At 69.4% G+C, this 17821-nt stretch carries 15 protein-coding genes and 1 tRNA gene; 12 read left to right on the top strand and 4 right to left on the bottom strand.

The features are described from left to right. Window positions 1-5 precede the first annotated feature (5 nt). From OG966_RS35730 to OG966_RS35750, 5 genes are read left to right on the top strand one after another with little or no spacing between them, the layout of a single operon-like run. The gene (locus OG966_RS35730) at window positions 6-797 is read left to right on the top strand and encodes a class I SAM-dependent DNA methyltransferase (RefSeq protein ID WP_326654219.1); all 792 of its coding nucleotides are present in this window, start codon (window positions 6-8) and stop codon (window positions 795-797) included. 57 nt (window positions 798-854) lie between these two features. Next, window positions 855-2447 carry an ABC transporter substrate-binding protein gene (locus OG966_RS35735; RefSeq protein ID WP_326654220.1) on the top strand — a complete coding sequence of 531 codons (1593 nt, stop codon included), beginning with the start codon at window positions 855-857 and terminating at the stop codon, window positions 2445-2447. Continuing rightward, window positions 2444-3397, top strand: a complete 954-nt coding sequence (locus tag OG966_RS35740) for an ABC transporter permease (protein ID WP_326654221.1) — start codon at window positions 2444-2446, stop codon at window positions 3395-3397. The genes OG966_RS35735 and OG966_RS35740 overlap by 4 nt, the downstream gene beginning before the upstream one ends. Beyond that, entirely contained in the window at window positions 3394-4179 is a 786-nt protein-coding gene (locus OG966_RS35745) for an ABC transporter permease (RefSeq protein ID WP_326654222.1), read from the top strand. The genes OG966_RS35740 and OG966_RS35745 overlap by 4 nt, the downstream gene beginning before the upstream one ends. Continuing rightward, a complete protein-coding gene (locus OG966_RS35750) occupies window positions 4176-5714 on the top strand; it encodes an ABC transporter ATP-binding protein (RefSeq protein WP_326654223.1) in 1539 nt (512 codons plus the stop codon). Before OG966_RS35745 ends, OG966_RS35750 begins: the two co-directional genes overlap by 4 nt. A 5-nt stretch (window positions 5715-5719) precedes the next feature. Here the strand turns inward: OG966_RS35750 and OG966_RS35755 are convergent, their stop codons facing one another. Together OG966_RS35755 and OG966_RS35760 are read right to left on the bottom strand one after the other, a co-directional pair. After that, on the bottom strand, window positions 5720-6454 hold the full coding sequence (locus tag OG966_RS35755) for a TIGR03943 family putative permease subunit (protein ID WP_326654224.1): 735 nt from the start codon (window positions 6452-6454) through the stop codon (window positions 5720-5722). Beyond that, a complete protein-coding gene (locus OG966_RS35760) occupies window positions 6451-7461 on the bottom strand; it encodes a permease (RefSeq protein ID WP_326654225.1) in 1011 nt (336 codons plus the stop codon). The genes OG966_RS35755 and OG966_RS35760 overlap by 4 nt, the downstream gene beginning before the upstream one ends. A 1360-nt stretch (window positions 7462-8821) precedes the next feature. On the opposite strand from OG966_RS35760, the gene OG966_RS35765 reads away from it, so the two are divergent. Together OG966_RS35765 and OG966_RS35770 are read left to right on the top strand one after the other, a co-directional pair. Beyond that, window positions 8822-9643 carry an alpha/beta fold hydrolase gene (locus OG966_RS35765; protein WP_326654226.1) on the top strand — a complete coding sequence of 274 codons (822 nt, stop codon included), beginning with the start codon at window positions 8822-8824 and terminating at the stop codon, window positions 9641-9643. A 485-nt stretch (window positions 9644-10128) separates the two neighbouring features. Further along, window positions 10129-10206, top strand: a tRNA-Ser gene (locus OG966_RS35770). A 379-nt stretch (window positions 10207-10585) separates the two neighbouring features. Here OG966_RS35770 and OG966_RS35775 read toward each other — a convergent pair. Together OG966_RS35775 and OG966_RS35780 are read right to left on the bottom strand one after the other, a co-directional pair. Continuing rightward, window positions 10586-11128, bottom strand: coding sequence for a copper chaperone PCu(A)C (locus OG966_RS35775; protein ID WP_326654227.1), 543 nt, complete (start codon window positions 11126-11128; stop codon window positions 10586-10588). Then, a complete protein-coding gene (locus OG966_RS35780; protein ID WP_326654228.1) occupies window positions 11125-13380 on the bottom strand; it encodes a heavy metal translocating P-type ATPase in 2256 nt (751 codons plus the stop codon). Before OG966_RS35780 ends, OG966_RS35775 begins: the two co-directional genes overlap by 4 nt. Window positions 13381-14050: 670 nt before the next feature. On the opposite strand from OG966_RS35780, the gene OG966_RS35790 reads away from it, so the two are divergent. From OG966_RS35790 to OG966_RS35810, 5 genes are all read left to right on the top strand, one after another. Beyond that, on the top strand, window positions 14051-14266 hold the full coding sequence (locus OG966_RS35790; RefSeq protein ID WP_326654229.1) for a hypothetical protein: 216 nt from the start codon (window positions 14051-14053) through the stop codon (window positions 14264-14266). Window positions 14267-14628: 362 nt separating this feature from the next. Next, a complete protein-coding gene (locus OG966_RS35795; RefSeq protein WP_326654230.1) occupies window positions 14629-15264 on the top strand; it encodes a metal ABC transporter ATP-binding protein in 636 nt (211 codons plus the stop codon). After that, the gene (locus tag OG966_RS35800) at window positions 15261-16127 is read left to right on the top strand and encodes a metal ABC transporter permease (RefSeq protein WP_326654231.1); all 867 of its coding nucleotides are present in this window, start codon (window positions 15261-15263) and stop codon (window positions 16125-16127) included. The genes OG966_RS35795 and OG966_RS35800 overlap by 4 nt, the downstream gene beginning before the upstream one ends. Then, window positions 16085-16891, top strand: coding sequence for a metal ABC transporter solute-binding protein, Zn/Mn family (locus OG966_RS35805; protein WP_326654232.1), 807 nt, complete (start codon window positions 16085-16087; stop codon window positions 16889-16891). The genes OG966_RS35800 and OG966_RS35805 overlap by 43 nt, the downstream gene beginning before the upstream one ends. 352 nt (window positions 16892-17243) lie before the next feature. Beyond that, window positions 17244-17783 (top strand): hypothetical protein, encoded by a 540-nt coding sequence (locus OG966_RS35810; protein WP_326654233.1) that lies wholly within the window; start codon window positions 17244-17246, stop codon window positions 17781-17783. The last annotated feature ends 38 nt before the right edge of the window (window positions 17784-17821 follow it).

A 17821-nucleotide genomic window follows, 5' to 3' on the forward strand; every position in this document is an offset into this window, starting at 1 on the left:
CGAGAATGAGAAACGCAAACCTGCTGACCGACAACCCGGCCCTGTACGAGGCCCGTTTCCCCGACGAGGCACGGGTGGCGGGGCGCTGGGCGGAGGACTGTCTGCGGCGGTACGGGGCCGGTCCGCGGGTTCTGGACATCGGCTGCGGCACCGGCCGTGACGCCGCGTATCTGCACGCGGCCGGTCGCACGGTCGTCGGCGCGGACCTGTCCGAGGCGATGCTGGAGCACGCGCGCGTGCACTACCCCGGTCCGGAGTACGTCCTGACAGACCTGCGCGGATTCGACCTCGCCGAACGGTCCTTCGACGCCGTGGTGTGCCTGGACAGTGCCTTGCTGTACTGCCACACCAACGAGGAGCTCGACGGGTTCCTGGGCTCGTGCCGCACTTCACTGGCACCCGGCGGGTTGCTTGTTGCGGAGATGCGCAACGGGGCCTTCTTCCTTGGTCGTACGGATCTCCTCGACCGCCCGTCCGTCAACGGCTTCACCTGGCAGGGCACCGCCTACCGGTCCACCACCACCTTGCGCGTGGACCGGGCCGCGCAATTGCTGCGCCGCACGCGGGTGTGGACCTCCGACGACGGTTCGCCACCGGTCGAGCAGCGCTCCGCTTGGCGGCTGCTCTTCCCCCAGGAACTTCGCCACCTCCTCGCCGTTCACGGCTTCGAGGTGCTCGCCCTGTACGACGGGCCCGGTCCTCGTACGGAGCCGCCGTGGCGTGAGGGCGACCTGCCGGCCGCTACGGCCGATGCCGACCGGCTCCATCTTGTCGCCCGCCTCACGCGCGCCCGCTGAACCCCACATTCCGTCGCCCCCCGCGCCAACATCCGCTCGCACAGCAAGGAAACCCTCATGAACGACGTCCCCGTCAACGACTCCCGCTTCCCCGGCCTGCGCCGCCGGGGCTTCCTCGCCGCAGCCGGAGGCGCGGCCGGGCTCGGCGCGCTCGCCCTCGCCGGCTGCGCCGGCTCCGGCACCGCCGCTGACCCCGCCAAGGCAGACGGCAAGCCCAAGCGCGGCGGACGGTTGCGCGCCGCCTTCGCAGGCGGTGGTGCGAGCGAGACCCTCGACCCGCACTTGGCCAACCTCTTCGCTGATGCCGCCCGCGCCAAGGCCCTCTTCGACAAGCTCGCCGACTACGGGCCGGACCTCTCCGCGCAGCCCCGGCTCGCCTCGTCCTGGGAGCCGAACGCGGGACTGGACCGCTGGAAGGTCACCCTGCGCAAGGCCGCCTTCCACGACGGCAAGCCGGTGACCGCCCAGGACGTCCTCTACAGCTACCGCCGCATCGCCAACCCGGCGAAGGCGTTCCGGGCCAAGGCGTCGCTGGAGCCCATCGACCTGAAGGCCAGCAGAGCCCTCGACGCTCGGACCATCGAGTTCGTCCTCAAGCGCCCGACCGCCGAATTCCCCAACGTGCTCGCGGCGTTCGGCGCGTACATCGTCCCCGAGGGTGCTCAGGACTTCGACAAGAAGCCGGTCGGCAGCGGCCCGTTCCGCTTCGTCTCTTTCGCGCCCGGCAAGTCGGCCGTCTTCAAGCGCAACGACGCCTACTGGGACGGCGCCCCCCACCTCGACGAGCTGGAGTTCGTCGTCGCCAACGAGGAATCGGCGCGCGCCAACGCCCTGCTCGGCGGGCAGGTCGAGTACGCCCACGAGCTCAACCCCGCCACCGCCCGCGCCCACGAGAACAAGGGGCAGATCCAGATCGTCCGGCTCCGCAACAGCGCCATGCAGGGCTTCGTCATGAAGACCGACCGGCCTCCGTTCGACGACAGGCGGGTCCGCGAGGCGTTCTTCCTGATCGCTGACCGCAAGGAACTGGTCGACGGCGCCCTGTCCGGCGCCGGAGAGATCGGCAACGACCTGTTTGGCAAGGGCTACGAGTACTACGCCGGCAGCCTGCCGCAGCGTGAACAGGACCTCGACCGGGCCCGCAAGCTGCTGAAGGAGGCCGCGGCCGACAAGCTGAAGGTCACTCTCGACACCTCCCCGGTCGCCTCCGGCTTCACTGAGGCCGCGGCGATCTTCCGCGACCAGGCGGCCAAGGCCGGAGTGAGAATCGAGATCAAGACCGGCAGCAAGGACAGCTACTGGAAGGACATTCTCGACTCCGGGACCCTGGCGTCCTACCGCTCCGGCGCCATGCCCATCGAGTCCCACATCTCCCAGCGCCTGCTCACCGGGTCGACCACCAACGCAACTCACTGGCGCCACAAGGACTTCGACGCCCTGTACCAGCAGGCCCAGTCCACCAAGGACAAGAAGGACCGCGCCGCCGTCTACGAGCGCATGCAGCGCCGCCTGCACACCGAGGGCGGCTTCTTGATCTGGGGCTTCGCCGACTGGATCCTCGGCACCGCCCGGGGCGTCCGGGGCGTCGAGCAGAAGGCGCCCGCCAACTCCCTCGACTGGGCGCGCTTCGACAAGGTCTGGCTGGCGTGATCGGATTCCGGTCCTGGGTCGCCCGGCGGCTGCTGCTCGGCGTGGCGCAGACGGCAGCCGTCGTGCTGCTCGTCTTCGCCCTCACCGAGGCGCTGCCGGGCGACGCCGCCGTGGCACTCGCCGGAGACCAGCCCGACCCGGAGCGGATCGCGGCCATCCGCGAGGCGATGCACCTGGACCAGCCCGCCCACGAACGCCTGGCGCACTGGGCGGCCGGGCTGCTGCACGGCGACTTCGGCACGTCCCTGGCCTCGGGGCGGCCCGTCAGCACGTACATCGAGGGCGGATTCGGGCCGACCGTGCTGCTCGCCGTGCTCACGATGGTGCTGCTGGTACCGGCCGGGGTCGGCCTCGGTGTGCTGTCCGCCCGCCACGAGGGGCGGCTCGTGGACCGGCTCGTCAGTTCGGTGACGCTGGGCGTGTACGCGGTCCCGGAGTTCGCCTTCGGCGTGCTGCTGGTCACTGTGTTCGCCCTACGTCTTGGCTGGCTGCCGCCGACCGCCGTCGGATACGGCACCGATCTGCTCGCCCACCCCGCGGCGCTGGTCCTCCCCGTGCTCGTCCTGCTGTCGCGGCCGGTGTGCTCACTGGCGCGCCTGGTACGGGCAGGCATGATCGACGCGCTGGCCTCGCCGTATGTCGCCCAGGCCCGCCGCTACGGAATCTCCGGCGCCCGCATCCGTTACACGCATGCACTGCCCAACGCCATTGCGCCTGCCGCCCAGCAACTTGCCCGCACGGTCGACTGGTTGCTGTGCGGAGTGATCGTCGTGGAGGCGCTGTACGTGATCCCCGGGCTCGGAACGGTGCTGATGAATGCTGTCGCGGAAAGGGACGTTCCCGTGGTGCAGGGCCTCGCGGTGATCTTCGGGCTGACCGCTGTCGTCCTCAATCTGGGCGCCGACCTGGTCGCCCACCGCTTCGCGCCCCGGGCGGGGGTGGCCGCATGAGGCACCGCGCCATGCTCGGTGCGCTGATCGTCGGCGTACCGCTCGCCCTCGCCCTGCTCGGACCGCTGTTCGCCGGAGCCCCTGGCCCACGGGCCGCCTCCTTCACCCTCGGCGGCGAACACTGGCTCGGCACCGACTTCGTCGGACGGGACGTCTGGCGGCACGTGCTGCTCGGCGGACGGTCCGTGGTCCTCGTGGCCCTGACCGCGACTGCCCTGGCCTACCTGGTGGCCGTGCCGCTCGGACTCATCAGCGCGCTCACCCATCGGACGTGGCTCGAAGAGCTGCTGATGCGGCCCGTGGACGTGCTGCTCGCCGTGCCGTCGCTGCTGCTGATCCTGCTGGTGGCCGCCGTCTTCTCGCCGGGATCGGTGGGCCTCGCACTGCTGGTGGCCCTGGTCAACTTCCCGGACGCCGCGCGGATCGTCCGCGCGGCCGCGGCCGAAGCGGCCTCACGCCCGGCCGTAGAAGCACTGCGCATGCAGGGCGAGACCTGGTGGCGCATGGCCATCGGCTATGTCGGCAGGTCGATCGCGCGCACACTCGCCGCGGACGCGGGCGTACGGCTCACAGGCGCGCTCTACCTGGTGGCCACTGCGGCGTTCCTCGGCGTGGGAGTCGCGCCGGACGCCTCCGACTGGGCGGTGATGGTGGACCGCAACCGTACGGGCCTGTTCGTCCAGCCCTGGGCCGTGGTCGTCCCGGCCCTGCTGATCGTCGCCCTGACCATGGGCGGCAACCTGCTCTTCGACGCCGTACTGGAAAAGAGGAAACGCACGTGACCGCGGTCGCTGAGATCAAGGACCTACGCGTCGAGATCGACGGCCGCGCGATCGTCGACGGCGTCAGCTTTCAGGTCCGGCCGGGGAAGGTCACCGCGCTCGTCGGCGCGTCCGGCAGCGGCAAGACGACCACGGGCCTCGCGCTGCTGGGCGAGTACCCGGCGGGTGCCCGCGTGACCGGCGACGTACGCGTATCCAACGGCCTCGTCGGATACGTACCCCAGCACCCCGGCGCCGTTCTCAACCCCGTACGCCGGGTCGGCGCACTGCTGCGGGACATCGCCCGCGACCAGGTGCGGAGCCTGCCCAGGCGCGAGCGCCGGGCCGCCGCCCGGACGCGCATCCTGCACGCCCTCTCCGCCGCACAGCTCCCGGAGGGCGAGTCCCTGCTTCGGCGCTATCCGCACCAGCTCTCGGGCGGCCAGCAGCAGCGCGCCGTCCTGGCACAGGCACTGCTGCTCGGCGCCAGGGTGGTGGTCGCGGACGAACCGACCACGGGGCAGGACGTGCTGACGAAGCGGCGCATCGTCGACCAGCTGGCTGCGGTCGCCCGGCAGGGCATCGCAGTGGTCCTGCTGAGCCATGACCTGGACGTCATCCGGGCCCTGGCCGATGAGGTTCTGGTCATGCGTGCCGGCCGAGTGGTGGAGGCAGCTTCCGCGGAGCAACTGTGGCTTGCACCGCAGCATCCCTGGACCGCCGAACTCCTGGCGGCAGACGAGAAGACGGGTGACACCCCGCCGACGCGCGAAGGACAGACGGCACTCCAGGTACGTGGCCTCACCGCCCGGCACCGCGACGGTACCGCTAGCAGGGAGGTGTTGCGCATCCCCGAACTCACCCTCCGCGCCGGCGAGTGCCTGGCCGTCGTCGGCCGCTCCGGCAGCGGCAAGACAACCCTCGCCCGCTGCCTCGCCGGACTCCACCGGGACTACGAAGGCGAAGTCCTCCTCGACAGCACCCCGCTCCCGCGCAGCCTGCGCGCCCGGACCCGTGAACAACTGGCCGCGGTCCAGTACGTCTTCCAGGACGCCAACGCCGCGTTCGACGAACACCGACCGGTCCTGGACCAGGTGGCGCGCACGGCGGTGCGGCTGCGAGGAGCAGACCCGCGAGAGGCTCTTGCCGAGGCCCTGAACACCCTGACCGGACTCGGCCTCACGGAGGAGCTGGTACGCCGCAGACCCGGCCGACTGTCCGGCGGCGAACTCCAACGGACCGCGCTCGCCCGGGCCCTGCTCGCCCGGCCGCGGGTGCTGATCTGCGACGAGATCACCTCCGGCCTCGACACAGTCACCCGACGTGGCCTCCTGGACACGCTCGCCGTCCTGCTGCGAGACCGACCCGAACTGGCCCTGGTCCTGATCACCCACGACCTCGACACCGCAGCGACTGCCGCCCGGATCGCCGTACTGGACGCCGGTGAGCTCATCGAGCAGGGACCGGCACAGCAAGTGCTCACAGCGCCGCGGCACCGGTTCACCGCTTCACTCGTGGCAGGCTCGGCCCGCCTGGCAGCGGATGTGCGTCCCTGACTACTTCAGTCTCCGTACTGGTTGTGTGGGGCCGGGACCGGTCTGGCCTGGCTGATGTTGATGAAGGGGATGACGCCGTCGTTGACGGGGTCTTTGGTCTGCTTGCTGGTGTAGGTGCCGGTGACTTCGAGCCACGCGTCGGGTTGCATGACGGGGGGAACCTGTCCGGTCAGGCCGACCTTGATGGGCTGGGCGTCGGCAGCACAGCAGTTGAGGACCATGCGGGTCAGGTAGGGCGCGCCGTTGCGGTCGAGGGTGATGAAACCAGTGATCTTGATCTGCCGATCGTCGAGTGAGCGTCCGTGGTCGTAAACGGCTCGGCCGGCGTAGTCGGCGACGCTGAGCTTGAGGGGGTCGCCGGCGGGGAGGGCTGAGAAGCCCCAGGGCTTTTGCAGGGCCGTGCCGGTACGCATCGCGCTGTAGGAGCCCAGTGCGGGTGGGGCGACCAGGATCAGAGCGAACAGTGGCAGGACCAGGAGCCAGGAGATTCGTGGTTCGTGGTGGGCGTGGCCGTGCTCGGCCTGGTGCTCATGCTCGGGCTGGTGCTCCTGGGTCGCTCGTGGCCGTCGTATTTCGTACCAGACAGTGGCAATGGCGGCGGCGATCAGGACGATGCCGGCCACGATCAGCAACGGGCGCAACCCGGCCTTGACGTAGCGCAGATAGAGGTCGGTGAAGCCGGCGCGCAGCACCGCCACTCCGACGAGGAACAGCACGGCTGCTTGGGCCTGCCGGTTCACAGCAGCACCGCCCCGACCAGGGCCGATATCAGGACGGCCACAGTGAAGGTGGCAGGAGCGAACCGCAGCGCGAACCCGCGGCCGAACGTGGCGGCCTGCATGGCGAACAGTTTCAGGTCGATCATCGGTCCGACGACGAGGAAGGCCAGCCGGGCGGTGAGCGAGAACTGGGACAGGGACGCGGCCACGAACGCGTCGGCCTCGGAGCAGATCGACAACAGCACCGCAAGGATCGCCAGGGCGAGGACCGACACCACGGGGTTGTTGGCCGCGGCATGCAGCCAACCCGCCGGTACCACGACTTTGAGGGTGGCCGCGGCCATCGCGCCGACGACGAGGAAGCCGCCGGCGTGCATCACGTCGTGCCGTACGGATCCCCAGAACGCCGCCCCCTTGGTGAGGCTGTCGAACGACGGGTGGTCCGGCAGGCGCAGCCAGTCGGTGCGGCCCAGCCGCTGCCACAACCAGCCCATTGCGCACGCCACGAGCAGACTCGCCACGAACCGGGCGAGGACCATCTCGGGGTTGCCGGGAAACGCTACGGCGGTCGCGGTCAGCACGATCGGGTTGATCGCCGGGGCGGACAGCAGGAAAGCGAACGCCGCCGCGGGGGTGACGCCGCGGCGCACCAGTGCCCCGGCCACCGGCACGGAGGCGCACTCGCAGCCGGGCAGGACCGCCCCGGCCATCCCGGAGATCGGCACCGCCAGGGCGGGCTGTCTCGGCAATGCGCGGGCGAAAAACGAGGGTGGGACGAACACCGCGATGATCGCCGACAGCAGCACGCCGAGGACGAGGAAGGGCAGGGCCTGGACGAACACCGCGACGAACACGGTCGTCCAGCTCTGCATCACCGGCGCGGACAACGCCCGGCGGATCGGCCCCTCCAGCATGACCACGAGGAGCAGCAACATGGTGAGGACGAGGGATGAGTTGAACTGCCAACCCTCCGGATCGTCCGCCTCGCGATCGTCAACCCGGGTCGGGGCCGGCTTGGTGGTGGTCACGGGTGAAGTACCTCCGGTATGGAAAGGCTTCGTGGGTTGCCCTCCACCCTCAGTACGCCGGTTCAGCCACAACTGCTCACTCCGTGCAGACGATTCAGGTGAACGTGGCCTGTTCTTTGCATGGGTAAGGGTTATGCAGAGGTGCACGTGCGCGGAATCGGCGAGTCGCTGCGCTTCGGAGTGTTTCCGGTACAGGGACAGAATGAGATCGATGCCTTCGATCTCGCCGTTCCAGCCTCGCCCTTCGGCGCGGCCTCGGCGTCGAACGGGCCAAGGCGGCTGGGGTTGGCCTCGTCCCGCAGGTTGCGACGTAGTGGGTGAAGGCTGTGGCGGCGTGCTGAGCGTGGTGAATCGCAAGCGGCCGGCGGGCGCTGCGTCGAGCAGGTGGGTCCGACCCGACCGGGTCTGGCTTGCTCGCCGGGCATCCGGTTCGACCTGACTGTGGCTCACCTGGAGGGGTGCCCCATGTTATGGAGGTGTGTTAGTCGAACCGACTTGCCACAACCGCGCGACGTGGGTCGGTCTGCGTCAGGGGCGCGCACGTAACGCCCGTACTGCACACGTTTTCGGTGAGGCGCTTTGCGTTTCCACTGCTCTGACCTGGTGTTTTGCTCCAACTGTTTGAGTTGGACCTGTTTCCCGCGACGCATCATGTGGAGCGTCCGTGCTCAGGTACCTTGACGGTTGCCCCAACGGAGTTTGGCGGTCACGAAGACGCCGACGGTGCCGCTCTCATGGGAGACATCAGGGTCGTGTCGACAAAAGGCATCCCATCGGCGTCCACGCGACCGCTACCGCGCGCGTACGCGAGGTTGCGTCGATCTACGTCGAGGCATCGGGTGCCCGGCTGAGAGAAGACGTCATACCTTCGGTACTCGAACAGGACCGGAGAGGATCACGCCGCCCCGTCCCTGCCGCTGCAAGGGGATTAGATAACAGGGCCTCTTCACGCAGCGGCCGGAGATCGTCGGAGTCCCCAAGACGCGTCGTCAAGCTGCGAGTTGGATGCGGGCAGCGCGCAACTTGCGACGTTTGCCAATACTGCGAACCTCGTCACTCGACCGCCGGTAAGGGGCGCGCAACCACCTGGCCGCTGTCGGGCGACGGCGCGATGCACAACCGCCCTGGGACGTCCGGCAGTTGGCGACGAGGTATCAGGTCATACGTGAGCACCACGGCTTGATCGTTCCGTCCCCGCACCGTAATGACCACACATCGACTCCGACCTCAAGGCTCAGGCGGTGTGACATGCAGCGCGGATCGCAGGCTTGACCGCTACTGACTCGGAAGTAACTATTCCGCTTATTGGTTCGGCACTGTGGAACCGACCTCGAGTGAGGCCTGACGTTAGGAACGCCCCATGCGCCTGCGCGCCGCCCGCCGGATTCTGACCGCTGTCGCCGCTGCGGTAGCCCTCGGCTTCATGGGTCCCCTCATCACTGCTCAGGCCGACGTCACCGATGTCCCACCGGCCGGCGCGAATGACTGGTCCTGCAAGCCGGACTCGGCGCACCCGGAGCCGGTCGTCCTGGTCAATGGCACCTTCAAGACCATGGCCGAGAACTGGGCCACGCTTTCGCCGCAGCTCGCGAACACCGGCTACTGCGTGTATGCCTTCAACTACGGGCATGCGGCCACCGACCCCATACCCGAGTCGGCGGCCGAGCTGCGCGACTTCGTCAACGCCGTACTTGGTTCGACCGGCGCACGCAAGGTGGACCTCGTAGGTCATAGCCAGGGCGGGATGATGCCGCGCTACTACATCAAGTTCCTGGGCGGTGCCTCCAAGGTGGATGACCTTGTCGGCATCGCGCCCTCGAACCACGGCACCTCGAACCCGCTGGCGCTCGCGGCCGGAGCCACCGTCTGCCCGGCCTGCGTGGACCAGACCGCCGGCTCCGGCCTGCTTCAGAAACTCAACGCCGCCCCCGAGGCCCCAGCAGGTCCCGATTACACGCAGATCGCCACCAAGTATGACGAGGTAGTCGTCCCCTATACCAGCTCCTACCTCAGCGGCCGGGCAGAGGACGTCACCAACGTCCTGCTGCAGGACGAGTGCCCGCTCGACATCACCGAACACGACCAAGCCACCAAGGACCAGGTCGTCGCGCAGTGGGTGCAGAACGCCCTGCAGCGCAAGGGTCCGGCCGATCCGGGCTTCCAGCCGCACTGCCTCGGCTGAGCGACACCGAACACCCGGCAGTAATCCGGAGATACTGGTCGGCGGTGGGAGCCGGTTGAGACAGGCTGGGGCAAACGGCACGTCGCGCGATTGCGGTCCGGCGAGGTGATACAGCCCGCAGCAAGAGGGCCTCTGTCCCGCACAGTTGCAGTTCAGAGATCCTCAACTGCCCCCCAGAGGAACCCCAACTTCTTCGGCGAATAGCCCACCAGGAGATTCTTCGTCTCATGGTGGTACACACGAGGCACCTTGCTCTGGCCTGCGGAAACGGAACGGCGACCGGCGGCGGATGGCGACCTGGTCCGGGAATGGCCCGGATCTGGGTCTCGGACACAGGACCCAGGCCATCCCGGGGCGTCCAGTAGCTCAACAACAGGTTTGCCGACACGCCCTGTCGCATGGTTGGCAAGGCTCGGTGGGTGCGGCAAGGGCATTCCCGGTGCTGGCTGCGGCCAGTTGCATGCCGACGACCGGGAAGTGTTGAGGGGGCGAATTACCTGGTAGAGCAGAGCAGCGGACTCATAATCCGTCGGCCGTGGGTTCGAGTCCCACCCGCCCCACCATCTAGGGCCCTGACCTGCGGAAACGTTACTTCCGAGGTCGGGGCCTGAAACTTTGCCGCAACGGAGAAAATCCGCTGCTCAGGACTTCGGCGCGTGACATGTCCGCGGTGGGCGGGCCGTGTGCGACCTGCGATGAGGCGCCGCTCCCACCGGTCTTCAGCCTGCTCCCAAGGCCCAGACGCCGTGATGTGTGGACGCTGTGTGGACACAGGGAATCGCCGGGGCATTCAAGACTCCTGCACCGGACGTCGGTGGCGATCGAGGCCGATGTGGGCTTGATGCGCTTTGACGGACATCCGAGATCAGCGGCCTGACCACCACACCGACGGTGTCCGCCAAAGCGGAAGAAGCCGTCCAGACCAGTGCGGGGCCGAACTGCTCAAACCTGGGATCCATCCCGTGGCTCACCGGGCCGGCTCGGACGGACCACCACGGCGACGGTCTCGATCCGCCCGCTGTGTTCGAAGTGCAGCGTGAACGGCACGATGTCGCCGGCTCGCCACCCAGACTTCGGCCTCAGGGTGAGGTTCAGGCCGTACTGCGACATGGACTGTTCGCTCCCGGCGGGGACGGTCGCCGAGTTCACTCCGTCCCGGTATGCCGCACCGCTCCCGATGCTGCTATGACGGGGCACCGTGATCTCCCCGAGCACGGCCGACGAGGTGACGGCGGTCAACCGGTCCTCCGCATTGCCGGAGTTGGCGATCACGAAGAATGCCGCGGTGTACCTGCTGTCCCCGTCCGGCAGGTACACGCGACCGGGGTCGACGTCGATCCGGGCCGGCGTGCCTGCATTTCCCGCTCCCACCCATGTGGTGAGGCCGCCCAGCGCGACGCTGCACGCCGCGACGGGTGCCAGCGCAGCCAGGAGGATGTCGGTGAACCGGCGACGGGTCGGCCGCCAGGGGTTCTGTTCTGTCATTCTGTGCGGCTCCGCGTGGGCGACGGCTGCCAGGCGCGCAGCCGCAGGCTGTTGCCGACCACCAGCAGTGAACTCACCGACATCGCCACCGCGGCGAGCATTGGGTTGAGCAGGCCGACGATGGCGAGGGGTACGGTCACGGCGTTGTAGCCGAAGGCCCATGCGAGGTTGGCGCGGATCGTTCCCAGTGTGCGCCGGGCCAGGCGGACGGCGTCCGCCAGGGCCTCGATGTCGCCGCGCACCAGTGTCACGTCGGCCGCGCCGATGGCCATGTCAGTGCCAGTACCCATGGCGATGCCGAGGTCGGCCCCGGCCAGCGCGGCAGCGTCGTTCACGCCGTCGCCGACGACTGCGACCCGGCGGCCCTGCTCCTGCAGCTCCCGTACGAGACCGGTCTTGTCCTCGGGCGTGCAGCGGGCGTGCACTTCCTCGATGTCCAGTGCCGCTGCCACCGACCGGGCGGGCCCCTCACGGTCACCTGTGGCGAGGATCGGCTGCACGCCGAGCCGCCGCAATCGGTCCACCGCCCGGTAACTTCCGGGGCGGACGACGTCGCCGACTTCGATGAGGGCCTCGGCCACCCCGTCCACGCGGACGAGGACAGGCGTGTGCGCGGCGCTCTCGGCCGCGGTCAGCGCGTCTGCCAGGTGTGTGGGCAACTCGCCTTCGGGGGCGCGGACTTCGACGAGTCGGTCCCCGACCCGACCGTGTACTCCCCGCCCGACCAGGGTGCCGAAGTCGCGCACGTCCGACAACGGACGTTCCGGCAGGGCCCGCCGCGCGTACGAGACGAGCGCGCGGCCCAGCGGATGCTCCGAGCCGTACTCGACCGCGCCGGCGAGCCTGAGCACCGCGTCGGTGCCGAGTCCGTCTGGCACAGCCGTGACCCGGGCGACGGTCATGTGCCCGGAGGTGAGCGTGCCGGTCTTGTCCAGCACGACCGTGTCGATGTGCTGCAGCCCTTCCAGTGCCTGAGGGCCGCGGACGAGAATACCCAGCTGGGCGCCGCGGCCGGTCGCGGCCATGAGCGCCGTCGGGGTCGCCAGTCCCAGCGCGCACGGGCACGCCACGACCAGGACAGCCACGCTCGCGGTGAGAGCGGCCTGCGGGTCGGCTCCGGCGCCGAGCCAGAACCCCAGCGTGGTGACGGCCAGGGCCAGCACGACCGGCACGAAGACCCCTGCCACCGAGTCTGCCAGCCGCTGCGCTTTCGCCTTGCCGGCCTGCGCCTCGGTCACCAGCCGGGTGATTCGGGCGAGCTGGGTGCCCGTGCCCACCGCCGTTGCCCGTACCAGCAGCAGCCCGCCCGCGTTGAGCGCGCCGCCGACCACCGCCGATCCCGGTCCGACCTCGACCGGCTCGCTCTCGCCGGTGACCAAGGACAGATCCACCGCGGAGCTGCCCTCCACGACCTCGCCGTCGGTGGCCACCCGCTCGCCGGGACGGACGACGAAGACCTGCCCGATCGTCAACTCGGCGATGGGCACGCGCCGTTCGCCGCAGTCCTCGCGTACCGACACCTCCTTGACGGAAAGGCGGGCCAGCGACCGCAGCGCAGCGCCCGTGCCGTGCCGGGCCCGGGCTTCCAGGAACCGGCCCGCCAGCACGAACAGCGGCACACCGACGGCTGCTTCGAGGTAGATGTGCGCGGCCCCGTTCGAAGCGGAGGGCACCAGTGCGAACGGCATCCGCATGCCCGGCTCGCCCGCTCCTCCGAGGAACAGCGCGTAGGCCGACCATGAGAAGGACGCCGCCACGCCCAGCGAAACCAGTGTGTCCATGGTCGCCGACGAATGCCGCAGACCGCGCACCGCCCGCACGTGGAATGGCCAGGCTCCCCACACGGCGACCGGCGCGGCGAGTGCGAAGCACAGCCACTGCCAGTTGCGGAACTGCAGGCCGGGCACCATCGACAGCACAAGCACCGGCGTCGCGAGCAGAGCCGTGATCAGGAGCCGGTCGCGGTCCTGCCGTGCGTTTTCCGAATTGCCTTCTTCCTCGGGCTGCGGCTTCTTGACGGGCTCGGGGAGAGCAGCTGTGTAACCGGCCTTCTCCACCGCTGAGACGAGTTCCGCGGGCTGGATCTCCGCTGGGTGACTGACCCGGGCAAGTCCGGTGGCCAGATTGACGGTGGCGGTGACGCCGTCCAGTTTGGCGAGCCGCTTCTCTACGCGCCTGACACATGCTGCGCAGGTCATTCCGCCGACGGTCAGATCGGTGGTGAGGAGGACGGTCTCCGTTTCCGCGCCCATCAGCGGCTTCCTCCGTGCCCGTGCTGAGTGCCTGATTCGCCTCCACCGTCGTGCTGCCCGCCACCGCTGGTGGTCGCGCCGTGCATTCCGGGCGACACGGGCCCGGCTGCGGCACCCACGACGTACGACACCGCGAACACGACTGCCATCAATACAAGGAAGCCGCAGAGGGCCGGCGGCGGCGCCGCCCTCCGGAATGCCCGCCCCGCGCCGGGGGTGGTTTGCACGGACTCGTCCATCACCGGTTCTCCAGATCTCATACGCAAGATTCAGATCGCCCCTACCGGCTCAAGAAGTCGCATCCAGGGAAGGCGGGGTTCCGAAGCAAGCATGTGACACACGTCACGTGACGGGGCGGCCGACTGGCGCCGTCGTTGCGGGCACTTCATCGACGACCATGCGGATGGGTGGTCTACAGGAACCGGGCCGCCGCGGAATGCGCGTGCAGGCGACGCCTCCCTTCCATCAGTCGGTTGCAGAGCACCAGCGGTTCCCGTCTTTCCGACCCGACCGAAGCACGGGGTTGCACGGGGCGCCCACCGGCCGCCGACCACGCTCCAGCATGTGGCGACGGCAGGCGTCTTCCCTCACCGCAGGGGGTATCCCCCGGACAGTTCCCGCGGTCACCGGCTCTGACGCCGGCGGGCCGCACCCACGGAGGTGAAGAAACATGACCGATATCAGTGCCCTGGAGCCCGTGGCGACGTTCTGCGGAAAGTGCGACTGCGGCTGTCCCCAGCTGTTCATCGACTCCAGCGCCCCGGCCGAGCGCCGAGTCGTCCTCACCGACGACTTCGGGCAGCGCATTCAGATGAGCGCCGACCAGTTCTCCTCACTCGTCGACGACGCCAGGGGCGGCAAGCTGGACGGAATCGCCCTGGCCTGACCCGCCCACCGATCGCCGGGTGCACCGCCCGGCGATCGGACCGCCTTCCCTCCACGGTCCCGTGATTCCGCTCGCCGTCGGTTACGCATCGATCCTCGGTAGCCAAGGCACGGGCATCGGTGCATCAGCAGGCTTGCGCAGCCAAGAGAACGGTGCCTGTCGGTGCCGGATCAATGCGCCCGCCGGCCCACCGGCAATGTCCTGATTCATGCTGCTCGGCCGGCTGTCAGCCACATCACGGGTACGGGTCCGGCAGTGCGGCGCTGACCACCCGGTGAATTTCCCTCTTCTGCCCGGGAACTCGCAGGGCACCTCCTCCGACTACTGACGCGTGGGACGGCGGAAGTCAGAAGGGTGCGTGAATGGGTGGGCTGGATGTACGCATGCGGGGGGTCGTCTGCCGTCATGGCCGGGTCCAGGCCGTCGCCGACACGGACCTCGAGATCGCGGCCGGCGAACGCGTGGCGCTGACCGGGACCAACGGCTCGGGCAAGACCACCCTGTTGCGTGCCGTTCTCGGCATGCACCAGCAGGTGACCGGCACCATCCTGATCGGCGGTCGCGGCACCCGCTCGGCGGCCGACTGGGCGTGGCGGCGGAAGGCCTGTGCCTGGATCCCCCAGAAGCCGGCGGCCGGACGGTTCCCGCTACGGGGTGACGAGTTGCTCGCCAGCAGCGGCGCACCGTCCGATGCTGCGAAGGCGGCGGACCGGCTGGGGGTGGGTGCGCTGACCCGACGCCCTCTCCACACCCTCTCGGGAGGCCAGCTGCAACGCATGTATCTCGCGCGGGCTCTTGGCTGCGTGGCTGCAGGGGCGGAGGTACTGCTCGCCGACGAGCCCACCGCTGCGCTCGACTTCGCGGGCCAGGAGGAAGCGGCCGACGTCCTGACCTCTCTGCCCATCACGCTCGTCGTGGTGACCCACGACCGGACGCTCGCCGAACGGTGCGACCGCGTACTGGAGATGGCCGCCGGGCGGCTGAGGGAGGTCCGGTGAACCTGGCCGCCGCCGACGTCGGTGCGCTCCTGCAGCTCGTTCCCGTACAGCGGGCCGGGTTCGCGCTTCTGCTCGCGGCGATCGGCCTGCCGGTGGTCGGAGTGATCATCGTTGGGCTGGACATCATGCCGGTGCGTTTCGCGATGATGCATGTGGCTCTGCTCGGCATCGCCGTCGGCCTGCTGACCGGTCTCGACCCGATGCTCTGCGCGCTCGTGGCATGCGCTCTGTCAGGCGCAGGTGTAGCCCCGCTGGCCCGCACCCCGGACGGACTGTCCGGTGCGATGGGCCTGCTGATGAGCCTGGCGATCGCGGCCGCGCTGCTCCTCCTTGCCGTCTCAGGCGTCAACGCCTCCGGCGCGTTCGCCCTGTTGTGGGGGTCCATCCTCTCGGTGGGCACCGCCGACCTGGTCGTCCTCGGGGTGCTCGCCGTCGTCGTGCCGAGCCTGTTCTGGTGGCGCCGCAGGGACGTGGCGCTGTTGCTGTACGACCGTGAGCTCGCCCAGTGCTCCGGTGTACCCGTGCGCGCGCTGACCGTCGCGCTGCTGGTCCTGGTCGCCATCGCGGTCGCCGGGGCGATCAAGCTGACCGGCGCCCTGCTGGTGGACGCCCTGACCCTGCTGCCCGCGCTCGCGGCCCGGCGCCTGGGCAGCTCACTGAAGTCGATCGCCCTGTGGGCGGTCGGTATCGGCGTCGTCGTCAACCTGACGGGGTTCCTCGTGGCCCTCTGGCTGGACTGGCCACCCGGACCGGTCCTCGTCCTGACGGCGGGGGCAGTCGTCCTCGCCGTCCATCTCGTACCTGAACGGAGAAACACCTCATGGCGCGCACCTGCGTCCGTATCGCTTCCCTCGTCGCACTGAGCGCGGCGCTCCTCCTGACCACCGGCTGCGGCAGCGACAAAGACGGCGACACGTCGGCCAAGGCAGGAGCAGACGGCAAGGAGACGCCGGTGGTGGTCGTGACCACCACATGGGAAGGCGCCTTCGCCAAGGCCGCCGGTGCCGAGGACGTGAAGGTCATCGTGCCGCAGTCCGTTCACCACGCCCCCGACTACGACCCGAAGCCGTCCGACCTCGCCGCCGTCGCCGAGGCCGACTTCGTGCTGTACGCGCCCTTCGAGCCGTACGCCGCGAAGATCAAGGAAGCCGCCGGTTCCAAGGCCAAGCTGGTCGAGGTCAACCTCGACAACGACGCCGGCAAGGTCAACGCCGAGGTGGCGCGACTGGGCAAGCTGTTCGGCACCGAGGAGGCCGCGGCGAAGTGGAACAGCACCTTCGACACCGAGTACGCCAAGCTGTCCAAGGACGTGAAGGCTGCCTGGCCGGGCGGGAAGAGCCCCAACGTCGTCACCCAGGTCTTCACCGCCTGGTCGGCGAAGCTCGCGGGTGCCACGGTGGTCGGAACGTACGGCCCTGAGCCCGTGACCCCGGCGCAACTCGCCGAGCTGTCGAAGAAGAAGCCCGCCCTCGTCCTGGACAACGCGCACATGTCGACCGGCACGGTGCTGCCGGACTCCGGCGCGAAGCAGGTGAAGATCGTCAACTATCCGGGGGAGGACCTGGACCTGCTGCCGGTCTACCGCAACGCGGCGGCTGAGCTGAAGAAGGGGATGGGGGCGTCCTGATCAGCCCGCCACGGCACTCGTCGTAGCGGGAAGGGGCAGCCCCGGCACGGGCTGCCCCTTCCGGTTGCGTCACCCGTGAAGCCTGTGTGATTCCCGCCACCCGAGGAGCTCCACGTCCCTTGCGCGCGTCGTTCGCCGTCCGGTCCGCAGGACACAACAGGGCTCCCACAGCGGCGCGTTGACAGCCGACCGGACGAAGCCCCCTTTCATCGGCCACGGAATGACTTCTTCCGAACCCGCCGACGCCTCCCCGAGCACTGGCTAAGTTGAGCCGGTGCGCAGACCGGGAAGCTGGGTGACACGGACCTCAAGGGGTCTGCTGTGCGCTTCGGCATGCCTGTTCCTGGGTGCCGTGAGCCATGTCGTCGCCGGTGGCCGGCTACCGGGCCCGGGACCGCTGCTCGCGCTCTTCGCCGCTCTCACCGTGACGGGCGCCGTGGTCTGCGGCGGTCGTTGGCGCCGCTTCGAGGTGACCACGATGATGCTGGGCGGCATGCAGCTCGCCCTGCACCTCTTCCTGCACCACCTCTCGATGCCACACGGCGGCGGGCACCCGATGCCTGCCTCGCACAGCGGCCACTCCGCTGCCGGCCACATGCCCGACGCCCACATGACGGCCGGGCACGAAGCGGCCCCTGCCATGACCGCGGGAACGGTGTCGTCGCATGCCCTCGCCACCCTCGGAACCGCGCTCTGCGTCATCTACGGCGAACGGGTTCTGACCCGACTGGCCGCGCTGGTCGTGCCGCGCATCTGCCGCCACCCGGCCGTGACATCCCCGGTAGTACCCCGTCCGCATGCCACTCCTCCGGCGGTGGTGCACGCAGCCTTCGGGGTTCTGCTCGCCCGTTGCCGCCCTCGGCGAGGCCCTCCCATGGCGTGCCCGGCCTGACGTCCCCTGGCCCTTCTCCTGCGCCGTACGGTCTCGAC

Origin of the sequence: Streptomyces sp. NBC_01750, assembly GCF_035918095.1 — a bacterium.
Classification (GTDB): Bacteria; Actinomycetota; Actinomycetes; order Streptomycetales; family Streptomycetaceae; genus Streptomyces.